At 35.8% G+C, this 21,755-nt stretch carries 22 protein-coding genes; 18 read left to right on the top strand and 4 right to left on the bottom strand.

Annotation, left to right across the window (positions count from 1 at the left end; all coding sequences use genetic code 11):
- The first annotated feature begins 225 nt into the window (after positions 1-225).
- The 11 genes from ACM6F9_RS21365 to ACM6F9_RS21315 all read left to right on the top strand — a co-directional run bounded on the left by ACM6F9_RS21365 (position 226) and on the right by ACM6F9_RS21315 (position 11,276).
- A complete protein-coding gene (locus ACM6F9_RS21365; RefSeq protein WP_414847531.1) occupies positions 226-1,959 on the top strand; it encodes a thiamine pyrophosphate-dependent enzyme in 1,734 nt (577 codons plus the stop codon).
- Positions 1,960-2,131: 172 nt separating this feature from the next.
- The gene (locus tag ACM6F9_RS21360) at positions 2,132-2,578 is read left to right on the top strand and encodes a hypothetical protein (protein ID WP_414847530.1); all 447 of its coding nucleotides are present in this window, start codon (positions 2,132-2,134) and stop codon (positions 2,576-2,578) included.
- A gap of 4 nt (positions 2,579-2,582) precedes the next feature.
- The gene (locus ACM6F9_RS21355; RefSeq protein WP_414847529.1) at positions 2,583-3,002 is read left to right on the top strand and encodes an energy transducer TonB; all 420 of its coding nucleotides are present in this window, start codon (positions 2,583-2,585) and stop codon (positions 3,000-3,002) included.
- Complete coding sequence (locus ACM6F9_RS21350; protein WP_414847528.1) at positions 2,995-3,774, top strand: hypothetical protein; 780 nt, start codon at positions 2,995-2,997, stop codon at positions 3,772-3,774. Before ACM6F9_RS21355 ends, ACM6F9_RS21350 begins: the two co-directional genes overlap by 8 nt.
- 85 nt (positions 3,775-3,859) lie before the next feature.
- A complete protein-coding gene (gene miaB, locus ACM6F9_RS21345) occupies positions 3,860-5,296 on the top strand; it encodes a tRNA (N6-isopentenyl adenosine(37)-C2)-methylthiotransferase MiaB (protein ID WP_414847527.1) in 1,437 nt (478 codons plus the stop codon).
- An 8-nt stretch (positions 5,297-5,304) separates the two neighbouring features.
- Positions 5,305-5,823 carry a hypothetical protein gene (locus ACM6F9_RS21340; RefSeq protein ID WP_414847526.1) on the top strand — a complete coding sequence of 173 codons (519 nt, stop codon included), beginning with the start codon at positions 5,305-5,307 and terminating at the stop codon, positions 5,821-5,823.
- Positions 5,795-6,592, top strand: coding sequence for a tetratricopeptide repeat protein (locus ACM6F9_RS21335; RefSeq protein ID WP_414847525.1), 798 nt, complete (start codon positions 5,795-5,797; stop codon positions 6,590-6,592). The genes ACM6F9_RS21340 and ACM6F9_RS21335 overlap by 29 nt, the downstream gene beginning before the upstream one ends.
- Positions 6,593-6,628: 36 nt before the next feature.
- Entirely contained in the window at positions 6,629-7,918 is a 1,290-nt protein-coding gene (locus ACM6F9_RS21330; RefSeq protein ID WP_414847524.1) for a sigma-54 interaction domain-containing protein, read from the top strand.
- A 14-nt stretch (positions 7,919-7,932) separates the two neighbouring features.
- Positions 7,933-8,637, top strand: a complete 705-nt coding sequence (locus ACM6F9_RS21325; protein WP_414847523.1) for a hypothetical protein — start codon at positions 7,933-7,935, stop codon at positions 8,635-8,637.
- On the top strand, positions 8,627-9,178 hold the full coding sequence (locus tag ACM6F9_RS21320; protein ID WP_414847522.1) for an LptE family protein: 552 nt from the start codon (positions 8,627-8,629) through the stop codon (positions 9,176-9,178). Before ACM6F9_RS21325 ends, ACM6F9_RS21320 begins: the two co-directional genes overlap by 11 nt.
- Position 9,179: 1 nt before the next feature.
- Complete coding sequence (locus ACM6F9_RS21315; RefSeq protein ID WP_414847521.1) at positions 9,180-11,276, top strand: hypothetical protein; 2,097 nt, start codon at positions 9,180-9,182, stop codon at positions 11,274-11,276.
- A gap of 39 nt (positions 11,277-11,315) precedes the next feature.
- On the opposite strand, the gene ACM6F9_RS21310 is transcribed toward ACM6F9_RS21315, so the two are convergent.
- From ACM6F9_RS21310 to ACM6F9_RS21295, 4 genes are all read right to left on the bottom strand, one after another.
- Complete coding sequence (locus ACM6F9_RS21310; RefSeq protein WP_414847520.1) at positions 11,316-11,924, bottom strand: DUF4126 domain-containing protein; 609 nt, start codon at positions 11,922-11,924, stop codon at positions 11,316-11,318.
- Positions 11,925-12,156: 232 nt separating this feature from the next.
- The gene (gene rnpA, locus ACM6F9_RS21305; RefSeq protein WP_414847519.1) at positions 12,157-12,528 is read right to left on the bottom strand and encodes a ribonuclease P protein component; all 372 of its coding nucleotides are present in this window, start codon (positions 12,526-12,528) and stop codon (positions 12,157-12,159) included.
- Between the two features lie 100 nt (positions 12,529-12,628).
- On the bottom strand, positions 12,629-13,354 hold the full coding sequence (locus ACM6F9_RS21300) for a ThiF family adenylyltransferase (protein WP_034692724.1): 726 nt from the start codon (positions 13,352-13,354) through the stop codon (positions 12,629-12,631).
- Entirely contained in the window at positions 13,347-13,970 is a 624-nt protein-coding gene (locus ACM6F9_RS21295; protein ID WP_414847518.1) for a TatD family hydrolase, read from the bottom strand. Before ACM6F9_RS21295 ends, ACM6F9_RS21300 begins: the two co-directional genes overlap by 8 nt.
- A 96-nt stretch (positions 13,971-14,066) precedes the next feature.
- Between ACM6F9_RS21295 and ACM6F9_RS21290 the strand changes: the two genes are divergently transcribed.
- The 7 genes from ACM6F9_RS21290 to ACM6F9_RS21260 all read left to right on the top strand — a co-directional run bounded on the left by ACM6F9_RS21290 (position 14,067) and on the right by ACM6F9_RS21260 (position 21,755).
- Complete coding sequence (locus ACM6F9_RS21290) at positions 14,067-14,696, top strand: TetR/AcrR family transcriptional regulator (RefSeq protein ID WP_065396359.1); 630 nt, start codon at positions 14,067-14,069, stop codon at positions 14,694-14,696.
- A gap of 103 nt (positions 14,697-14,799) precedes the next feature.
- Entirely contained in the window at positions 14,800-15,795 is a 996-nt protein-coding gene (locus ACM6F9_RS21285; RefSeq protein ID WP_414847517.1) for an outer membrane protein assembly factor BamD, read from the top strand.
- A 42-nt stretch (positions 15,796-15,837) separates the two neighbouring features.
- Positions 15,838-16,161: a DNA-directed RNA polymerase subunit omega gene (locus tag ACM6F9_RS21280; protein ID WP_034681463.1), complete on the top strand. Its 324-nt coding sequence runs from the start codon at positions 15,838-15,840 to the stop codon at positions 16,159-16,161.
- A gap of 124 nt (positions 16,162-16,285) precedes the next feature.
- Positions 16,286-17,491 carry a bifunctional phosphopantothenoylcysteine decarboxylase/phosphopantothenate--cysteine ligase CoaBC gene (gene coaBC, locus ACM6F9_RS21275; protein WP_414847516.1) on the top strand — a complete coding sequence of 402 codons (1,206 nt, stop codon included), beginning with the start codon at positions 16,286-16,288 and terminating at the stop codon, positions 17,489-17,491.
- 36 nt (positions 17,492-17,527) lie between these two features.
- Positions 17,528-18,433: a DUF4835 family protein gene (locus ACM6F9_RS21270; RefSeq protein WP_414847515.1), complete on the top strand. Its 906-nt coding sequence runs from the start codon at positions 17,528-17,530 to the stop codon at positions 18,431-18,433.
- A gap of 130 nt (positions 18,434-18,563) precedes the next feature.
- Positions 18,564-20,213, top strand: a complete 1,650-nt coding sequence (locus ACM6F9_RS21265; RefSeq protein ID WP_414847514.1) for a DNA repair protein RecN — start codon at positions 18,564-18,566, stop codon at positions 20,211-20,213.
- A 75-nt stretch (positions 20,214-20,288) separates the two neighbouring features.
- Complete coding sequence (locus ACM6F9_RS21260) at positions 20,289-21,755, top strand: DUF5687 family protein (RefSeq protein ID WP_414847513.1); 1,467 nt, start codon at positions 20,289-20,291, stop codon at positions 21,753-21,755.

The raw sequence follows: 21,755 nt of genomic DNA, 5'->3' as shown, positions 1-21,755 counted from the left end.
ATAAACAGCCGCCTTTTTGGGTGGCTGTTTTGTTTTTAAATCATTTCTCATTAATTGAAATCTTCTAGTGTAAATAACACCCGGTTTTATGATAAAATTACAAAGTTTTAACATTGAAATGGGACAGTAATTTCAACTTTATTAGCTAAATTTGATAGAAATAGGAAAATTTTTATCCTTCTTAGTTCTATTTTCACCAAAATCAACCACCAAAACAGAGTAATTATGGCCAAAAACATAGCAGAGCAGATTGTTGAAATGCTCGAAAATGCCAATGTGAAAAGAATTTATGCAGTAACCGGCGACAGTCTCAATCATCTGAATATTGCGGTTAAAAAAAGCAGTATCCAGTGGATTCATGTAAGGCACGAAGAAGTAGGAGCTTATGCTGCGGCTGCAGAAGCGGAACTTGACGGGTTGGCAGTATGCGCCGGAAGTTGCGGCCCTGGGCACGTTCATTTGATTAATGGAGTTTATGAAGCGCACCGCTCCCATGTTCCAATGCTGGTGATTGCCTCCACTATTCCCAGTGATGAAATGGGGATGGATTATTTCCAGGAAACCAACACAATAAAGCTCTTTGATGATTGCAGTTACTACAATCAGATGATTACAAGACCGGAGCAGGTACAGAGAACTGTTCAGACAGCTATTCAGCATGCAATTTCCAAAAAAGGAGTAGCCGTAATAGGTCTTCCAGGGGATATTTCTGAGCTGGATGCCGAAGAGGGTTCCACTTCCACCCAAATCTTTAAAACCAATCCTGTTATAAGACCATCGGATGAAGAATTGAAAAGCTTATCAGAGCTGGTGAATAAAAGCAAAAAAGTAACCCTGTACTGTGGAATAGGCGCTGCTGAAGCCCGTAATGAGGTGATTGCTATGTCCAATTTATTAAAAGCTCCTGTAGGATATTCCTTCCGCGGAAAAATGGCTATCCAACCCAATAATCCTAATGAAATAGGACTTACAGGACTATTAGGATTTCCCTCAGCTTATCACGCTATGCATGAAGCAGATCTTGTGATCCTTTTGGGAACGGATTTTCCTTATCAAAAATTCATGCCTGTAAAAAATAAAATAGTCCAGATTGATGAAAACCCTGAAAGATTAGGGAGAAGAGCTAAACTGGAGCTGGGGCTTGCAGGGGATGTCAAAGAAACCATTAAAGCATTACTTCCCTTATTGGAAGAAAAGACTGATGTTCATTTCCTGAACGAACAGCTGGCATTTTATGATAAAGTAAAAGAAAATCAGTTGGAGTATGTGAAAGATTTTGGAAAAGAGAATGCCATTCAGCCGGAATTTGTTGCGCATACTTTAGATAGGCTAGCTAGGCATGATGCTATTTTTACGGTAGACACCGGAATGTGCTGTGTGTGGGGAGCTCGTTTTATTACAGGAACAGGAGAAAGAAAGATGCTGGGATCATTTAACCATGGATCAATGGCGAATGCAATGCCAATGGCAATAGGAGCAGCCTTGGCTCATCTTGAAAAACAGGTGATTGCCCTATGTGGTGATGGAGGATTATCCATGTTGTTAGGAGATATGGCCACTATTTTTCAGTATAAATTACCCATAAAACTGATTGTATTCAACAACAGAACGCTGGGAATGGTAAAACTGGAGATGGAAGTAGGCGGAATGCCGGATAATGAAACAGATATGATTAATCCGGATTTTGCAATGGTAGCACACGCTATGGGCTATCCCGGAAAAAATGTACACCTTCCGGAGGAAGTGGAAGCTGCCATCAAAGAATGTTTAGATCACAACGGCCCTTATCTTCTGAATATCTTTACCAATCCTAATGCACTCGCTCTTCCTCCCAAAATTGAATTTGACCAGATTATGGGAATGACCAAGTCTATGGCGCAGCTGATGCTAGGTGGCAAAATGGATGAGGTTTTTGAAACCGTAAAAACAAATTACAAACATATTAAGGGCTTGCTATAAGACAAAAAGTAAAAAATTTTCAGTGTAAATCTGAAATTCAGAATCTATATTTTAAAACTTCATACTTTGTGTGAAGTTTTTCTTTTTTATAAATGAGTTAAATATTTACCTTTGTTTATTATTAGTAAACAAAACTATGAGAACGATATTTTTATTTTTAACCTTGTGTGTAATGAATTTTTCATTCGCACAGGATCAGGAAGACCGTGATGATTCTTTTATCAGAGAAAGCAATAAAAATGTTCTGAAAATAGATATTAAAGAACCTTTCATGCAGGTTGCTGTGAAATGTAATGATTTCAAACCGGCATCGTATGAAGGCGGGGTTACTGCTTATAAAACCATCCTGAACAAATATATGTATGCCTATCTGAATTCAGATTTCTATGCCCTTACAGGTGATTTTACATTTACGTTGGTGCTTGATGCTAAAGGAAAAGTTGTGGATGTGAAAGGAATGCCTAAAGTTCAAAACAGTGAAGTCTTTTTTGATGATATGCAGTATGTGGTAAGAAGAATAAAGAAAAACTGGACTCCTGCTTCTTGTAACGGACAGCCTGTAGCTTCACAGATTAAAGTTAAAATGAATTTCTCTTCAGTATCTATAGATGTAGATTAATACCATGAAAAAATATCTTTTAATTCTACCCTTACTGTTGATCGGTTTTAACGGGTTTTCACAACAGACGGCAGCTCAGTATCAATATCAGAATGATGCAGATTTTCAGAAAGCAGAATTCCCGGGAGGTGAAGATGCCTTTAGAAAAGAATTCCTGAAAATGGTGTATGCCTATATTGATGTAGCTTTATATGCAATCAAAGGAGAAGTAACCTTTATATTTAATATTGATCCGAAAGGTAAAATAAATAAAGTGGATATCCTTCCTAAGTTCAAAAACAGCGAAACTTTTATCGATGATATGAAGTTTGCTGCTAAAAAGGTAAAAGGGAAATGGACACCCGCCACTAAAAATGGAGTACCTGTTGATTACAAGACCATCATGAAAATCAGGTTTGATAACAATACCTATGATCATGATTAAGAAATTTTTGTTGCTCATCACTTTCTTTACAATAAAATTAGTTTTTGCTCAAAATGAAGTTTTGGATAAATATCCTTATGGCCAAGATTTTTATGCTGGTGGGTTAAATCAACTAAATAAGGAAATGGTAAAGGTTGCTAAAGAACTAAAGTTGTTGCCTTGTGAAAAAAGTGAAGAACGGTATAATGTAAAGATTCTTGTGTATGAAAATTCAACCATTAACTATGTTAAAGATTTTGATACTGTAGATATTCAAAAAAATAAATGTGCATTTAATTTCAGTCGTAAAATTATTCCCCATCTCAAAAGATGGATGCCGGCAAAAGTGAATGGGAAATTTATTGGAGCAATTACCAAAATTGAAATAAATCCTTTTTATTTAGTTAATTCCAATGATGATCCAAGTAAAAACAAAAAAGAAAACCCAACTTTTAAAAAAGGAATAAAAGCTTTTGGATTTGAAATTAAGTCCATTTTTGAAAGATATATAAAGAAAAATGAGGATAAAAGAGCCTTGTTGACATTTGTTGTCAATGAGAAAGGTGAAATGGAGGATTTCGAGATTGAAGGCGATTTTTTTGACTATGAAAAGAAAGATATCATCAATAGTCTATCTAAATTAAAAGGAAAATGGAATCCTGCTACATTTAATAATATTCCAATTAGAACTAAAATTAGGCAACCGATTTTTCAACAATTTGATCTTCAGATAGAGTTGGAAGATCAGAATAAAATAATGGATCAAAATTTTCATAATAACAGTTACAGATAATCTCCTGACATTCTGTCACAATATTTTGTATCTTTGCAAACTTATTTGTTCGTAATTGAATATTGCGGACCTTAAATTGATCATCGTGCAGGAAAAATATATAGACGAAACAAAACAGGGTGAAGCTTTTGCTATTGCAGAAAGACCGGAGAATTCTAAAAAACTGTTTTTAGAAAGCTACGGTTGTCAGATGAATTTCTCTGACTCTGAGATTGTTGCATCTATCCTTAATGAACAGGGATATAATACAACAATGAAAGTAGAAGAAGCAGACCTGATTCTTTTAAATACATGTTCTATCCGTGAAAAAGCAGAACAGACTGTAAGAATGCGCCTTTCTCAGTTCAAAAATCTCAAAAAAGAAAAACCGAATATGACGGTAGGAGTTCTGGGGTGTATGGCTGAAAGACTGAAAACCAAATTCTTAGAAGAAGAACAGTTGGTTGATCTTGTTGTAGGTCCGGATGCTTACAGAGACCTGCCTAATCTTTTAAAAGAAACTGATGATGGAAGAGATGCCATTAACGTAATCCTTTCCAAAGAAGAAACCTATGCCGATATTAATCCCGTTCGTTTAGGCGGAAACGGAGTTACAGCTTTTGTTACCATTACCAGGGGTTGTGATAACATGTGTACATTCTGTGTCGTTCCTTTTACAAGAGGAAGAGAAAGAAGCCGTGATCCACACTCTATCATAGATGAATGTAAAGACCTTGCGAATAACGGATATAAAGAAATTACCCTTTTAGGACAAAACGTAGACTCTTACCTTTGGTATGGTGGAGGTCCTAAAAAAGACTTTGCCAAAGCTTCTGAAATGCAGAAAGCCACTGCCGTTAATTTTGCTCAGCTTCTTGATTTAGTAGCTAAAGCTGTTCCTGAATTAAGAATCAGATTCTCTACCTCAAATCCGCAGGATATGAGTCTGGATGTATTCAAAATGATGGCAAAACATAATAATATCTGTAAATATGTACACCTTCCTGTACAAAGCGGAAGCAATAATATGCTTGAAGCGATGAACAGACAACATACCCGTGAAGAATATCTGGATCTGATTAAAAAGGCGAAGGAAATTGTTCCGGAAGTAGCTTTTTCTCAGGATATGATCGTTGGATTCTGTAACGAATCAGAACAAGATCACCAGGATACCCTAAGCTTGATGAGAGAAGTAGAGTATGACTACGGTTATATGTTTGCGTACTCGGAAAGACCCGGAACTCCGGCTCACAAGAAAATGGAAGACAATATTCCGGCTGATGTGAAGCAGAGACGTCTTGCTGAGGTGATTGCCCTTCAGGGTGAACTCTCCAATCAAAGAATGAAATCTTATGTAGGAAGAGTACACGAAGTCCTGATTGAAGGAATTTCCAAGAAGAATAAAAACCAATGGAAAGGAAGGAACTCCCAGAATGCTGTATGTGTCTTCGATAAACTGGAAGGACAGAAAATAGGTGACATTGTGAACGTTTTTGTACATGACAATACACAAGGCACACTTTTAGGGAGAACTGTGGAATAAATTAAGTAGTGATCAAAGCAGTTTATCTTTTTGCAATGCTTTCTTTTGCACTGGTGTCTTGCCAGACAGAAAAAAATGTAAAAAAATATCCTGCCACCGTAGGAGATATTGAATTTGATAACACATTGGGTGATGCTGGTTTTAAGAAATGTGGCTCAGAAAAATGGGGACATTTCAGCTTTCAGTATTATCAGGGTACAAAGGAATTTAGCTACAAAGGCGAAAAGATTGCCATCACTGAAAAACTTAAAAAAGAAAATATATATTCTGAAAAGAAGATCAACGGTTATATTACCGTAAGATTTTTAGTAAATTGTGAAGGAAAGACAGGCCTCTTCAGATTACAGCATATGAGCCCGGATTTGAATGATACTGTACTGGATGAAGAATTAGAAAATAAGCTGCTGCAGTTTACAAAATCACTCGATGGCTGGATGCCGAAAGAGATAAAAGGTTTACAAGTAGATTACTATCAGTATTTAACCTATAAAATTGAAAATGGAAAAGTTTCAGAGGTATTACCTTAGCTTTTTGTTGCTTATCGTTTACACCAATACTATTGCACAGGTCAACTGTAATGCAGTAGAGGGTGAGAACTGCAAAAAAGCGTGTGAGTTATACAACTGGGCTTCAGATTTACAAGGTTATGCAGAATCTCAGGAAGGCTTCGATAAAGCCATTGAACTATGTCCTGATTTCTCCCATGCCTATATGGAAAAAGCTGTTCCATATCTTAAAAACGGAGATTTTGTAACCTGGAAAATTTTAATTGATAAAGCAGTTGCTTTAAATCCCCAAATGCACCTTGGCTACAGAGGCTGGACAAAGTTTCAGTTTTTAAGAGACTATAAAGGAGCTATTCAGGATTTAGAAAGTTTAAAAAAATATGAGCCTGGAGACTTGGGAAGGTCTCAGAACGGAGACTATAATCTGGACGTAGTAAGAGCTATGTCCTACAGTGCTTTAGGACAAAAAGAAAAAGCCGCAGGGATTATAGAAAAACTTCTGGCCACCAGAGGTTATGTGAAGGGAATGTTTGATCATTATCAGCTGGGAGTTACTTATTTCGAGCTGGGAAGGTATGACAAAGCTCTGGAAAATTTTGAAAAACAAAGCAAAGAGTACAACTTTGCCGAGAATATATACTTTAAAAGTAAAGTTTCTAAGATTAGAAACAAAGATTATTTAGATTTAAAAATGTTAGCCCTGCAAACGTATGATGAAGGAAAGACCATGAAAGACGTCTACACTCATCATTTTAACAAAGTCTACAGAACAGAGATTGAAGCACTGTAGAAGAATAACATTAAATCAATAATCAAAAATTTACTTATGAGCAACGACTTACAAAACATAAAAAACCGTTTCGGAATTATCGGAAACTTTCCGGCACTCAACCGGGCCCTGGAAAAATCTATTCAGGTAGCGCCTACAGATATTTCTGTACTGGTGATAGGGGAAAGTGGTGTTGGAAAAGAATTTATTCCGAAAATTATCCATTCAGAATCCAAAAGAAAACATCAGCCATATATCGTGGTAAACTGTGGAGCAATTCCGGAGGGAACCATAGATTCTGAGTTATTTGGGCACGAAAAAGGGGCCTTTACCGGAGCAACGGCTACAAGAAAAGGATATTTTGAAGTAGCTGATGGAGGAACTATCTTTTTGGATGAGGTAGGAGAACTTCCTTTACAAACGCAGGTACGTCTTTTAAGAGTTTTGGAAAGCGGTGAATTCATGAAAGTGGGTTCTTCACAGGTACAGAAAACCAACGTGAGAATTGTAGCGGCTACCAACGTTAATATGATGAAAGCGATCCATGACGGAAGATTCCGTGAGGATTTATATTATCGTCTGAATACCGTTCAGATAGATATGCCGCCTTTGAGAGAAAGAAAAGGAGACATCCATTTGCTGTTCAGAAAGTTTGCGATTGACTTCGCAGAAAAATACAGAATGCCGGAACTGGAACTGGAACAGAGTGCAGTTCATTACATAGAAAGCTATTCTTTCCCGGGTAACGTCCGCCAATTAAGAAATTTAGTAGAGCAGATGACCGTAGTGGAAAGAAACAGAAATATAACTGCTGAAAAACTTGCCGAGTATATTCCTATGGAAACACACCTGCCAATGGTGGTGAATACCCAGAACACTCCTAAACACAGCGATTTCGGAAGCGAAAGAGAAATCATGTATAAAATTCTGTTCGATATGAGGAATGATATTAATGATTTAAAATCCTTAACTTCGGAATTGATTAAAAACAGAGGAACAGCAGACCTGAGTAACCATGAGAAAAACCTGATCAACAGGATTTATACTCCTGAAACTCAGCCACAGGTAAGTAACGGATCTTTAGTTTATTTTGAAAATAACAATGATGCACCGGTAGTTCAGACTCCTACCATTATCTCCACTCCTGATGACAGCTATGAAGATATTGAAGATATCGAAGTGGAGGAAAACAGACCGGAATCACTTTCCTTGCAAAACAATGAAAAAGATCTGATTATCAAAGCGCTGGAGAAGCATAAAGGACGCAGAAACAGAGCGGCAGATGAACTGGGAATTTCACAAAGAACTTTATACAGAAAAATAAAACAATATAACCTGGAAGATTAAGCAAAACATAGATAATGAAAGTAAATTTAACGCCTAAGCCGATCAATTTTAAACTCGGAGAATATATCAATAAAGGATTCGAACTTTTAAAGAAAGATTTCGGAAATATATTTGTAGCATTTTTAGTGTGCTTTCTTATGTCGATAATTCCGTTTTGCGGACTATTAGCGATGGGTAATTTATATAAATACCTGCAAAGGCTGAGCAGAAATCAGCCGGCAAGTCCCGGAGATATTTTCGATTTTAAAGACTTCATGCCTTATTTTATGCTTCAATTAATTGTTTTTGGAGGTGTTTTACTGCTTTATATTCCTCTATTTGCCGTATTGGGTATATCAGGTGCAATATCAGAACGTAGTGAACCTAATCCGATGGTTGGTCTTTTCATGTTTCCTTACATGTTTTTATTGATTGCGGCAATATATTACTTCGTATTGAAAGGCTTTTATATCATTCCGTTAATCAGTCTTAAAGGGATCACAGAAATAAAAGAAGCCTGGAATATTTCAAAAATAATGACCAAAGGAAATCTGTTGTCAATTTTTCTTTTCTCATTAGTAGTGAGTATTTTAGCTCAGATTGGTATTGTTGCCTGCGGAATAGGAATTTTTCTAACACTACCATTTTTATACACAGCAAACTATTTTGCTTATGAAGATGCTATTCAACAAATTGAGTATGATGAAATTACTGAAATTGGAATTAAAAATGAACTTTAAAATTAAAAATATCAGTCTGAAACAGTCAATACTTACAGTAATGCTTTTTGCATTGCTAGGTATTTTAAACTCATGTTACAGCTTTACGGGGTCATCTCTTACGGATGAAAAGACGGTGCAGATCAATGAATTTCCGAATAATGCACCTCTTGTAAACCCTGCGTTATCCCAACAGTTTTCTACAGCAGTACAAAATAGATTCCTTCAGAGAACCACTCTGAAAGGAACAAAGGAAAATCCTGATATCCTTATAGAAGGGGAAATTACAGACTATTCAATTACTCCTACCACAATCAGTTCCAATACTCAGACTAACCCTTCTGGTGGAGTGATTCAACAGGCGCAGAATAAACTTACGATTACAGTGAAGGTACACTATGAAAATAAAATTCATCCGGATGCAAGTTTTGACAGAACTTATAGTGATGAAGCTGCTTTTAACAGTGATGTATCACTAAGTCAGATCGAAGACCAGCAGGTAAAGCTGGTGACAGATAGAATTATTAACAAGATATTTAACGACATTGTAGCGAATTGGTAAGATGAATCCCAGAGTTTTAGAATTAATAAAAAATCCAAAGAAGATTCAGTCAGAAGACCTTGGTCTTTTGAAAGAAGAGATTCACACTTTTCCTTATATCCAAAATATCAGGGCACTTCATCTGTATGGGGTACACCTGTATGAAAAAGAAAACTATCAGAAAGAGCTTTCTACCACAGCGGCCTATACCACTGATAAGAAAATTTTATATCAGCTGATCAACGGAAAGATCAGAGAGGAGATCAAACCTGAAATTGTTGAAGAGAAAAGCCCGTCTCAAATAATTGAGAAACCTGCTCAATACATACCAAAAAGTAAATCATTCCCTATTAAAAGAGAAGATGAAACTTCTTTGGAGAAACAGGGAGAAGGCCAGGAAAATGCATGTGTATTGCCCACTTCTCATGAAATTAAACATATTTATGTAAACGGTGAACGAAACAGAATTTTATTCGAAGGAGAAGAAAACTTTCTGGATGAGCAAAATTCTGAAACAATAGATATTGAATCTACTTTGGAATCAGGAACTTTGGTAACTCAAAAGACTGAGCCCATAGCGGAACAACCTGTTCAGGAATCTCAGGAAGAGGTACAGATTGAGATTGAGGAGAACGCAGGAGAAATCTTCACGCCGGAAACCATCATTGAAGAAGATCAGCTTTCATCTGAAAAAGAAGAAGAGAAGATTGAAGAAGAGGAAAATATCAGCTTCCATGAGGTAGCTCCTTTATCTGAAGAAAATATTGATGCGGTAGCAGAGCTTGTAAAAACAGAATCAACAGTTCATGAAACAGAAACTGTTTCTGAAGAAAAGCACGCTCAACAAGAAGAAATACAAGCGGAAGATAAAGCTGGAGAAAATTTTACCCCGGAAACAATCATAGATGAAGATAAGATCTCTGCTGAAAAAGAATCAATAAATGGTAATCAAGAAGAGCCTTCAGTAGATGTATCCGATGCAGAAGTAAGCTTCCATGGTACAGACTCATTCATGCCGGATGTAAAAATCCAGGCCAATAACGAAGAAATTTCTGAAACGGTTGAAGTCTCTCAATCCAGTGTAAATAAACATGAGGATGAGATGAGAAGGCTGATTGAAGAAGTGGAGAAAAAAATGAAGGAGGCAAAACCTGTTACTCAAGAAGAAAAGACAGAGCCTGAAGCTGTTGAAGATCATGAAATTAGCTTTGCAGAAACCCAAAATTTTCATTTTTGGTCAACAAGTGAAGATAAGCCTGAGGAAATCAAAGAAGAGCCGGTACAGGAAGAAGTGGTCGAAAATCAATTCCCTGTAGAAGAAGAGGCTAAAATTGAGGTTGCTGAGGAAAAAGAAGAAGAAAAAGAGGAAACTCCCGAAATTCAGTCAGCATGGAAACCAATGAGTGTGGAATCCAATATGCCGGATTCTTTAATCAGCAAATCAACAAAAGAATCAGCTCCTGAAATAAAAGCTCCTGCAGCAGAAGTTATTTCTGAACCAGAACCGGAAATTCTAAATGAAGAATCTAAACCGGAGGAAACAGTTGAAGCTGTTAAGGAAGAAATCTTACCTGTAGAAGAAACGGAAACTGTAGAAGAGAAGGTTATTGCAGAGGTTGGGAAAGAAGATGCTCCTGTGATGAATGTTTCTTTCTTTGGAAACGATATTTCTACCCTTAAGGTTGAAGAAAAACAGCCGGAAAATAAAGAAGAGGCTGTAGAAAAAGTACAGGAGGTTACCATGAAGAATACCACTCAGGCAATAGCAGACAGTAATGTTCCTGGTTTTATTAATACCTGGCAAAGCTGGCTTAAGATTGGCAGAACGGAAGAAATCGTAGAGGAAAAATCCGAAATCAAAGAAAAGGCCATTGAAACCTTTATTGAAAATAACCCTAGAATCAGCCAGTTAAAAGAAGAAAGTTCCTATGTTGTAAAAGAAAAGAATGATGATATCTCACATTTGATGACCGAGACATTAGCCAATCTTTATTTTGAACAGAAATTATATACAAAAGCAATAAAAGCGTTTGAAATATTAATTAAAAAGAGTCCTGAGAAGAAAACATATTTTGAATCTAAAATTCAGGATATTAAGGACTTTAGAAGTAAAAATTAAAAAGAAAAAGGTACTGCTTACAACAGTACCTTTTTTATTTTATAGATCTACAGATTTATTCTTACTGCCTCTTAATTTTTTCAAGGCTTTCCGCCCAAAAACAATAACAAGTATTAAAATAATTACGGCAAAAATTGCTGCAATCACTGGAGCTGCCATCGCAAGAACAGACATAAGACCAGCACCTGCTGTTTCTGTTGTTCCTACTACAGAATTACCTAATCCTCCGGTTGTAGCGGTAGATGCGGCCCGTATTCCTGCAAATCCTGAGCTGATAGTAGCTGCTGTACCTCCGCCTGCAATTAATGCCATCGCCCACTGCGGGAAAGTTCCCAGTTCGGTAAACTGGCTGGCAAATAATATAGACCCTGCCACAGTTGCCATAGGAATGGATACCGTATCCAGCAAATGATCAATAAATGGAATGTAATACGCAAGGATCTCTGCCACGGTGGCAATTCCTGTTGTTATCAATGTTGGAAGACCTGCAAGCCATTCAAATTGCTCATTCATCGGAATCCAGTTGAAATAAGAAGCAAGACTTACAATAAACATGGGGAGAAATACCCGGAATCCTGTAGCCGCAGCTAATCCAATACCGATAAATGCACTGATGACATAAGAAAAATAGGGAATGTTGTCTAACATATTAATTTTCAGATTTAATGTTTTCCCTAAATTACAAAAAGTATATGAGATTTTAGATGTTAGTAATTTCAGAGTTCTGAATAAGAGATATGGGATGCGAGTTTCGCTATTTGTGACTTACTGTAGAGTAAAAAAATATTTTATACACACTTATCTGTGAAAATCTGTACGATCTGTGGGAAATAAAAAAACTGCAAGAAAATTCTTACAGATCTTTTTATTTTAGGAAAAATTATTTTTTCTGTGCTTCACAAAGCTTGATAAACTGCGCTTCCACATCCTGGAATTTCGGAGGCATCTCAGGAGAAGCCCAAAACAACATCGCCATGGTTTTTTCTCCAAAAGCCTGCTTAAATAAATCCTTATTCAAGCGATAAGATTCTCTCAATAGCCTTTTAATACGATTCCTGTGTACTGCCCTTTTAAAATATCTTTTAGAAACAGAAACCCCGAATCTTGCAGACTCTACAGGAACGGTGGCTTTGTCTTTCAGAATAATGATTCTCAGGTTTCCATTGGTTCTCCATTTGCCTTTTTCAAAAAGCAAACTGATTTCAGTATTTTTTTTGAGCTTTTCCGCTCTGGGATATTGGGAATTTGTCATTTACGAAGTGTAAATATATTTTTTTATTTTTCTCCCACAGATTTCACAAATTACTACACGAAAATTATTTTCAAGTCTGTGAAATATATAGAAGAATATTTTAATCCTGATTTAATAAATGATTAATTACTTCCGAAGCGGTATATAATCCGAAAATGGCAGGCATATAGCTTATTGTTCCGTAAAAAGATCTTTTATAATTGGTTCCGTCAGTCATTTTCAAGCTTTCTTCATCCTGAATGTCATTCGCAAAAACACAACGAACTCCTTTGTCAATTTTTACCTTTTTCAGTCTTTTTCTTACCTGTCTTGCAAGGTGACAATGTTCAGTTTTGCTAATGTCTCTTACCATAACTTTGCTTGGGTCGGTTTTTCCGCCGGCACCCATTGAACTTACGATTTTTATCCTTCTTCTTTTGGCTGCGATAATCAGACAAAGTTTTGGGGTAACACTGTCAATACAGTCCAAAACATAATCAAATTTCGCAGAATCCAATACTTCATCCATTCTTTCAGGATTTAGAAACTCATTGATTTTGGTTAAGTTAAGATCAGGATTGATATCTAAAAGTCTTTCGGCAACAACTTCTACTTTATGTTTTCCAACAGTAGAACGTAAGGCAGGTAACTGTCTGTTGATATTGGTAATGTCTACAGTATCACCATCTACAATCGTCATATTTCCTACTCCGGCTCTAGCCAGAAATTCAGCCGCAAAAGAACCTACTCCGCCTAAACCAACAACCAAAACTGTGGCTTTATTCAATTTTTCCAAGCCTTCTTCTTTTACCAGAAGTTCTGTTCTTTCCAACCAGTACTTATCCATTTTTTATCGTCTCTAAATTTTCTAAAATTTGTTCATTAAGCTGTTCCAAAGAAATACCTTTTATTTCTGAAACTTTCTCATACAATTCTTCGATGTTAAAATCTTCATTGTCAGTTTCTAAAAAGAATTTGTCTAATGGAGTGTTTTTTAAAATATCCTGCAAAGATAAATTATACAAAACAGCTTTTCCAAAACTCAGATAAAAATTATGGGCCAGAAGATCTTCAGCAATTCGTTTTTTTTTGTTGAAACCATGAATAATCATAGGCTGCTCAGCCTTTTTTCTGAAAGAAATAACTTCATAAAATTTTCTTACACAATGAATAATGATAGGTTTTTTTACTTCATTGGCAATCATGATCTGCCTTAAGAAAACTTCCTCCTGAATTTTCTGATCCACAGAAACCAAAGAGTCCAGACCGCATTCTCCAATCGCAAAACAGTTTTGAAGCATCATACTTTTCATCCATGAAAACTGTTGTTCTAGATTGTGAACGTCAATATCGTTGGGGTGAATTCCTATAGAGTAAGGGAAATCAGGCGGAATTTCTTTTGCAAGATTATAAATTCCGTTTCTGATATATTTTTTATGATGGTGAAAATCAAAAAATTCCATATTCAAAAGTAGCATTTTTCAGAATTAATTTAAAATTATTAAACGATCGTTTATAAATGTGTTAAAAATTTCTTAACTTTACTCAAAGTGCACTTCATGAAAAAAAAATTTACAGAAAAACAGATTCACATATTGGATATTGCAGAAGAGCTCATCGCCAAGAAAGGATATGAGGGAACTTCTGTAAGAGATATTTGTTCCAAAGCCAATATCAATGTCGCCATGATCTCTTATTACTTCGGTTCTAAAGAGAAAATGATGTCTTATCTCTATCAGTACAGGGTACTGAAGACTAGAGAAAATTTTTCAGAATTCGCGGATACCATCAAAGATGGGAAACCGGAAATGCAGATGAGGGAAATGATAAAGTATATCGTTTCTCAGTTGTTCAAGTATAATTATTTCCATGGTTTCGTTACCCAGGAGCTTCGTCATACAGAAAATCTGAAAGATGAATTGCTTGATTTCTATCAGTTATTTGTAAAAAAGCTGGATGAAGTTATCAAAAAAGGAGTTGCTTCCGGAGTTTTTACTTTTACTCCCAAGCCTGAAGATATTCTTACAATGATTATCGGATCTACTTTGTTTGTAATCAGGAATAAAAATTTCTATGAGCTTTATGTTCCGAGTAAAAATGAAGAAACCTATGCAAAAGAAGCTGAGAAAAAGGTAAGAATGAATCTTTTATTAAGTGTTTTTGCTATTTTGGGATACGCTGCAGACTAAAATTACGTTAAATATTCATAAAAAAAAATCTATTGACAAAAAAGTTATATTTTTGCAAATTAGTAAATCGGCTGTATAATCCGAAAACTGTTGAATTTTTTATATGAAAAAATATATTTTAGGTCTTTTCGCTGTAGCGGTGATTTCATCTTGTGTAAGCCAGCAGGAAAGAGCAATGAGGAGTGCTGATAAAGAGTTTATCTTAAAAGCAGCTAATGAAAATTTCGCTAAGAAAAAGTGGAAAAATGCATTGGCTCTTTATGACAGATTAGCGAATCTTGTGGCGGGAACTGATGATTTTCCTAATGTAGGTTTCAACACGGCTTATGCTAACTATTATGATAAGAGTTATAAGCTGGCAGGTCACCAGTTTAAAAACTTTGCAGTGAGTTTTCCAAAAGATCCGAGAGCTGAAGAGGCGGCATATATGTCTGCATTGTGCTACTATGAAGGATCTATGGATTACAACTTAGATCAGTCCAGTACAGAGTTGGCTATTAATGAGCTTCAGGAATTCCTGAACAATTATCCAAACTCTGAAAGATCTAAAAATATCAGCCAGTTAATTGATGAACTGTCTTATAAGCTTGAATTTAAAGCTTTTGAAAATGGAAAACAATATTACAAAATGGGAGAGTACAAAGCAGCAAATGTAGCTTTGGAAAACGTTTTGGAAGATTTTCCAAGTACAAAACTTCGTTCAAAGATTTATGATTATATCATGAAATCTCGTTATGAGCTGGCAACGAAATCCGTTTATAGTCTTAAAGATGAGCGTATTGAAAGTGCATTGACGTATACAAGACTGGTAGAAAAGGAGCTTCCTAATACAGAATATTCTAAGACAGCAACAGATCTTAGAGAAAAACTGGAAAAGGAAAAACAAAACTTTGTGGTTGTTAAAAAACAAACTGAAGCAAGAATGGCAGTTTTAAATGCAAAACAGAAAAAAGAGGCTGAAAAATTGGCTGCTAAAGATAAAACTGAACAGCAAATTAAAGATCAGATCAGCAATGAAAAGAAAGCAATGCAGTTACAGAGGGACAGTGCAGCACTTAAGACCCCTCCTCCGGCAGCGACTTTCAAAATTCAAAGATAATTCGTAAATTTGCCATCTTAAAATAAAAATAATTTTCTCAAAATGAGTGTAAAAGATACAAAAGCAGAAGTAAATACGATTACTTACGATAAAGATAAGATTGAAGATAAAGTAGGTTCAATCTATGAAGCTATTGTTATCATGGGAAAGAGAGCAGAGCAGATCAATGCGGAGATCCGTACGGAACTTCACAACAAATTGGATGAATTTGCCGTTCACAATTCTACATTAGAAGAGGTTTTCGAAAACAGAGAACAAATTGAGATCTCTAAACATTACGAAAAGCTTCCAAAGCCAACTTCAATTGCTATTGAAGAATGGTTAAACGAAGATGTTTATTTCAGAAAAACAGAAGAAAGAAAATAAATCTTCTGTGTTTTTATAGATGAAGGTCATAAAGGAAATCTTTTCTTTTATGACCTTTGTTGTTTTAAAGCCTTATTGTGTGGGAAAAAATAAGTATTTTAGTATTTCAAAAAATTAGAACTAAATGAATGTTTCCGGTAAAAAGATACTTATCGCTGTCTCTGGAGGAATTGCAGCCTACAAAATTCACTTTCTGATAAGAGATTTTGTGAAGAAAGGAGCCGATGTACAAGTAATTATGACTCCTGATGCAGAACATTTTGTGACGAAACTAAGCCTCTCTACACTTTCCAAAAAACCGGTGTATTCGGAATTTTACAACGATAACGGAACATGGAACAGCCATGTAGAAATGGCACTTTGGGCAGATGTTATGATTGTAGCTCCATGTACGGCGAATACCTTATCTAAAATGGTTCATGGGATGTGTAATAATTTGGTTATTGCGACCTATATGTCTGCAAAATGTCCTGTATTCATTGCTCCTGCAATGGATCTTGACATGTACGCACACCCTTCCACAAAGAAGAATCTGGAACTAGCTGAAAGCTTTGGACATATTATTATTCCTGCTGAAAATGGAGAACTTGCAAGTGGCCTGATAGGACAAGGAAGAATGGCAGAGCCGGCAACTATTTTTAATACTGTTGAAAATCATTTTGCCAACAGCAATCTATCTAAAAGTCTTGAAGGTAAAACCGTTTTAATTACTGCAGGACCTACTTATGAAGCTCTTGATCCTGTAAGATTCATTGGAAATCATTCTTCCGGAAAGATGGGCTTTTCTCTGGCAGAAGAAGCTTCAAAAAGAGGAGCAAAAGTAATTCTGATTTCAGGACCAAGTGTTCAAACGATCAATGATCCGAATGTGGAGCTTCATAAAGTAACTTCGGCGAAAGAGATGCTGGCAAAAGTATTTGAGTTCTACGATAAAATAGACATAGGAATTGCCAGTGCAGCAGTCGCTGATTATGCTCCCAAAGAAGTTGCGAAGGAGAAAATCAAAAAGAATGATGAAAACCTGACGATAGAACTGGTAAAAAATCCGGATATTCTTAAAACCATGGGTGAAAAGAAAACGCACCAGTTTTTAGTAGGATTTGCCCTGGAAACCCAGAACGAAGAAGAAAATGCAAAAGGAAAGCTGGAAAAGAAAAATCTGGATATGATTGTGTTGAACTCGCTGCGGGATGAAGGTGCCGGTTTTAAGAATGATACCAATAAAATCAAAATATTTACCAAGACGGAAAAGAAGGAGTTTAATCTAAAGTCCAAAGACGAAGTAGCGAAAGATATTCTTAATTTTGTTGAGTCTCAACTTTTAAAATAATTTTAATAAATTTCCGTTCTCAATTTTTAGTAGACAATGAAAAAAATTATAAGTTTATTTTTTCTGCTTTTTATATATACCCAAAGTTTTTCTCAGGAATTGCTGGCAAACGTAATTGTAAGCTCCCAACAAATAGGAGGAAGTAACCAGCAGACATTTAAGGCATTGGAAAAAAGTCTTAGAGATTTTATCAATAATACCAGCTGGACTGGGAAAAAGCTTCAGAATTTTGAAAAAATAAAATGTGGTTTTTCCATTGTTATTTCTGAAAGAGATGTCAATAAATTCAAAGGTTACATTGTTGTTAATGCTGCACGTCCTGTTTATAATACAACTTATGAATCTCCTTTACTGAATGTTCAGGATCAGAGATTTGCATTTGAATATATCGAGAATGAAAGTCTTATTTTTAATGAAAGACAGTTCTCGGGGAAAAACCTTACGGATGTAATCAGCTTCTATATCTATGTTATTTTAGGGTATGATGGTGACAGCTTTCAGTCTATGGGAGGTTCCCAATGGTTTGCAAAAGCACAGCAGATTGCACAGAATTCCCAAAACAGGAACTATGAAGGGTGGAATACCATCAATGAACCGAGAAGCCGCTCTATCTTGATTAATGAAATTATGAACCCAAACTGGAATCAGTTGCGTTCTACTTTTTATACTTACCACAGAGCTGGATTGGATAACCTTTTCAATCAGGATCAGACCGCCGGAAAAAAAGTGATTTTTGATGCTCTGATGCAGCTGAAGATGTACGAAAACTCATTTCAACAGTCATTTTTCTTCGATACATTTATGGTCACTAAAAAGGACGAAATATTCAATATTTTCAATTCTGGAAATAATGGAGGTTTGATTCTCAACGATCTTAAACAAACCATGATCATTCTCGCTCCAAAATACATTGAAGATAGATGGAATAAATGGAAAGTATAAAGATCTGTGAATAAGTTGGCAAACAGTCAGGTTATTGTGAGAAAGTAATCAAAAAACATTTTCTTTCTTCAATAAAAAAAAACTTATTTTTACAGTTCAAATTCAAATTGAACCATAACCCGGATTATCAATGCTTTCTAGAATTTACATTAAAAACTTTGCCCTGATTGATACCCTTGATGTATCATTGAAAAATGGTTTACAGGTGATTACCGGTGAAACAGGAGCAGGTAAATCTATTATCTTGGGTGCTCTTCGTCTTATTTTAGGGGAAAGAGCAGATGTAAAATCTATTGCCAAAACGGAAGAGAAAAGTGTGGTGGAAACCGAGTTTTCGCTTAATAATCAGTTTAAAAAATTCTTTATTGAAAATGATCTGGACTATGAGCACCAGACCATTATCAGAAGAGAAATCCTTCCATCAGGAAAATCCCGCGCATTTATTAACGATGTACCGGTAACGCTTGATATTCTTAAGGAGCTTTCCTCACAATTAATTGATATTCATTCCCAGTTTGAAACATCCAATCTTTTTACCTCAGAATATCAGTTTAAAATTATAGACGGACTTTCTGAAAATAAAAAGATCATCGAGGAGTATCAGCAGGAGTTTTTTGATTTTCAGAATCTTAAATTATTGTTAAAAAAACTCAAAACCCAACTCTCAGAATCTAATAAAGAAAGCGATTACAAAGAATTTCTGCTTAATGAACTGGAAGAACTTAAGCTGGACGATGTAGACTATGAAGATGTTCAGAACCAGCTTTCTATTCAGGAAAATGCAGGAATGATTTCTGAAAATGTGGGTCAGATCTTATCCAGATTCCATCAGGAGGAAATAGGAATTTTATCTTTCTTCCATGAGGCCACAAACAAGCTTTCAAAGATTTCTGAAGTATCCACTAGTTTCGCAGAGCTTGATGAAAGATTAGAAACCTCTTTTGTAGAGCTTAAAGATATCATTTCCGAGCTGGAGCACGAAGCGGAAAAAGTTGAAATCAATCCGGAAAATCTGGTCTATCTTACTGATCTTAACAATAAAATTAACGCTTTATTCCTTAAGCATAATGTTTCAGATCTTAATGAACTGATTGAAATCAGAAATCAGCTGGCTGGAGATCAGAAAGGAGCTTCAGATTTGGAAGGACAGATTGAAGAGACAGAAGAAAATATTTCTCAAAAAGAAAAAACACTTCAAACTCTTGCAGCAAAGCTTTCCAAAAACAGACATAAAAATATTTCTGTTTTCATTAAAAAAGCAGAAGGTCTTCTTAAAAAATTAGGACTGGAAAAAGCAAAAGTAGATATCGAATTGCAGGATGCCGAAGAATTCAATCAGTTTGGTAAAGAAAATATTCAGCTGTTGTTTCAGGCTAATTCCGGTTTTCCTTTGAAGCCGATTCAAACAGCTATTTCCGGAGGAGAAAGATCAAGAGTAATGCTTGCTGTAAAGAAGATTATTGCAGAAAGTGATGAGCTTCCAACCCTTATTCTGGACGAAATTGACACTGGAGTTTCAGGAAAAGTAGCCGAAGAGATCGGAAACCTGATGAGAGAAATGTCCGAAGACATGCAGCTTATCGTTATTTCTCACCTTGCGCAGGTAGCTGCAAAAGGAAATGACAACTATAAAGTAGTGAAGCAGGATATTTCAGGAAGAACACAATCTACTATCATTCCTTTAAGCAACGAGGAAAAACTGAACGAAATTGCCCAGCTGCTTTCCGGAAGTAAAATTACCGAAGCTGCCCTAGCACAGGCAAAAGAACTTATCGGATAACAACAGAAATACACTTTTCCTTAAAAACTTGTAACATATTATACATTATATTTACTAATGTATAAAAACTAACATATGTTTCTAAAGTTCCTTAGGCTTGAAATCAAAAGCTTTTTTCGTGGTACATCTTTAGGGATCAATCTAACCATGAAAATACTCAGGTTTATCGGGATCCTTTATTTTATTGGGTGTCTCCTGGGCGGAGCCTTTATTGCTTTTTTCTACATACAGGAAGAAATGCATCAGGATCCTTTAAAAGTGGTTTCAAAATTCATGATTGTGGCCTGGATTATAGATCTGGTGGTTAAATATCTATGGCAGGATGTTCCTACACAGAATATTAAGCCATTTCTCACTATGAATATCCGGAAGAACACATTGGTTAATTATATGCTGGCCAAAACCTTTCTTTCCGCATTCAGCTGGCTGATGTCTTTATTTTTTATTACATTCTCCCTGATTGCCTTATTCAATGGATATAATATCATAGGAACATTAGTTTGGCTTATTGGAGTGATTGCATTGCTCTATCTGAATAATTTCATCAATATTTTCTTCAACGGAAAAGAGACTTTAGCCATTATCATAGGTGTTTGTTTTGTGATCATTGGAAGCCTGGGGTATTATAAAATAATTCCGGTTCTGTCTTATTCAGAATCAGTTTTCTTCAGCTTTTATGAAAAACCTTATTTTGCACTGATTCCTGTTGCTTTGTTTGTGATATTATGGTGGATCTGCTTCCGTTACCTACGCAAAGAATTTTATCTGGATCAGGGGCTTGAAGCCAAGAAAACAGTCGGGAAAACAGAAAATATTGCCTTCCTGAATAAATACGGTGTCATTGGAACATTTATCAATAACGATGTTAAAATGCTGAGGCGTAATAAAGTGACCAAAGGTATTTTGCTTGGCAGTTTTATGTTTCTTTTCTATGGACTGCTGATGTTTACTTCTTCAATTTACAAAACTCCGGCAATGATGATGTTTATGGGATTATTTGTAACAGGAGGTTTTCAGTTTCTTTTTGGCCAAAGAGTACCGGCGTTTGACAGCTCCTATTATCCTCTAATGATGACCCTGAATGTTCCTTACAAAGAGTATTTAAAAGCAAAATGGTGGCTGATGAATATTGTAACCGGTGTGTCCATCATTGCAGCGCTTTGCTATGTGTATTTTGGCTGGGAGGTTTATATCACGTTTTTTGCAGCGGGATTGTACAATATTGGGGTGAATTCTCAATTTACCTTGTGGTCAGGAGCCTTCAACAAAACCCAGATTGATCTGAATTCAAAAGAGAAAAGACTGGGACAGAAAGGAAGCTTTAATATGATCGCAATGCTTTTATTAATTCCAAAAATGCTTCTTCCAATGGGAGTTTTTGCTTTGGCAAAATATTTCACAGGAATTACCGGAGGAGTAATCAGCATTGCTATTATTGGGATTATCGGGTTTTTTATGAGAGAAAAGATCTTCGATATCATTGTGAAACACTATAAAAAAGAAAAATACAGCACACTGGATGCCTTTAAAAATAAAGATTAA

Origin of the sequence: Chryseobacterium sp. IT-36CA2 (assembly GCF_949767875.1) — a bacterium.
Taxonomy (GTDB): domain Bacteria; phylum Bacteroidota; class Bacteroidia; order Flavobacteriales; family Weeksellaceae; genus Chryseobacterium.
This window is presented reverse-complemented; position numbering and strand designations above follow the sequence as displayed.

What these genes read in the sequence shown, in the direction of transcription:
- ACM6F9_RS21320 (WP_414847522.1), top strand. Translation starts at nt 8,627, where the DNA reads ATGAACTTTAAAATTAAAAATATCAGTCTGAAACAGTCAATACTTACA.
- ACM6F9_RS21365 (WP_414847531.1), top strand. Translation starts at nt 226, where the DNA reads ATGGCCAAAAACATAGCAGAGCAGATTGTTGAAATGCTCGAAAATGCC.
- ACM6F9_RS21265 (WP_414847514.1), top strand. Translation starts at nt 18,564, where the DNA reads ATGCTTTCTAGAATTTACATTAAAAACTTTGCCCTGATTGATACCCTT.
- ACM6F9_RS21330 (WP_414847524.1), top strand. Translation starts at nt 6,629, where the DNA reads ATGAGCAACGACTTACAAAACATAAAAAACCGTTTCGGAATTATCGGA.
- ACM6F9_RS21310 (WP_414847520.1), bottom strand. Translation starts at nt 11,924, where the DNA reads ATGTTAGACAACATTCCCTATTTTTCTTATGTCATCAGTGCATTTATC.
- ACM6F9_RS21360 (WP_414847530.1), top strand. Translation starts at nt 2,132, where the DNA reads ATGAATTTTTCATTCGCACAGGATCAGGAAGACCGTGATGATTCTTTT.
- ACM6F9_RS21280 (WP_034681463.1), top strand. Translation starts at nt 15,838, where the DNA reads ATGAGTGTAAAAGATACAAAAGCAGAAGTAAATACGATTACTTACGAT.
- ACM6F9_RS21315 (WP_414847521.1), top strand. Translation starts at nt 9,180, where the DNA reads ATGAATCCCAGAGTTTTAGAATTAATAAAAAATCCAAAGAAGATTCAG.
- ACM6F9_RS21350 (WP_414847528.1), top strand. Translation starts at nt 2,995, where the DNA reads ATGATTAAGAAATTTTTGTTGCTCATCACTTTCTTTACAATAAAATTA.
- ACM6F9_RS21270 (WP_414847515.1), top strand. Translation starts at nt 17,528, where the DNA reads ATGAAAAAAATTATAAGTTTATTTTTTCTGCTTTTTATATATACCCAA.
- ACM6F9_RS21260 (WP_414847513.1), top strand. Translation starts at nt 20,289, where the DNA reads ATGTTTCTAAAGTTCCTTAGGCTTGAAATCAAAAGCTTTTTTCGTGGT.
- ACM6F9_RS21355 (WP_414847529.1), top strand. Translation starts at nt 2,583, where the DNA reads ATGAAAAAATATCTTTTAATTCTACCCTTACTGTTGATCGGTTTTAAC.
- rnpA (WP_414847519.1), bottom strand. Translation starts at nt 12,528, where the DNA reads ATGACAAATTCCCAATATCCCAGAGCGGAAAAGCTCAAAAAAAATACT.
- ACM6F9_RS21325 (WP_414847523.1), top strand. Translation starts at nt 7,933, where the DNA reads ATGAAAGTAAATTTAACGCCTAAGCCGATCAATTTTAAACTCGGAGAA.
- ACM6F9_RS21290 (WP_065396359.1), top strand. Translation starts at nt 14,067, where the DNA reads ATGAAAAAAAAATTTACAGAAAAACAGATTCACATATTGGATATTGCA.
- ACM6F9_RS21295 (WP_414847518.1), bottom strand. Translation starts at nt 13,970, where the DNA reads ATGGAATTTTTTGATTTTCACCATCATAAAAAATATATCAGAAACGGA.
- coaBC (WP_414847516.1), top strand. Translation starts at nt 16,286, where the DNA reads ATGAATGTTTCCGGTAAAAAGATACTTATCGCTGTCTCTGGAGGAATT.
- ACM6F9_RS21335 (WP_414847525.1), top strand. Translation starts at nt 5,795, where the DNA reads ATGGAAAAGTTTCAGAGGTATTACCTTAGCTTTTTGTTGCTTATCGTT.
- ACM6F9_RS21300 (WP_034692724.1), bottom strand. Translation starts at nt 13,354, where the DNA reads ATGGATAAGTACTGGTTGGAAAGAACAGAACTTCTGGTAAAAGAAGAA.
- ACM6F9_RS21285 (WP_414847517.1), top strand. Translation starts at nt 14,800, where the DNA reads ATGAAAAAATATATTTTAGGTCTTTTCGCTGTAGCGGTGATTTCATCT.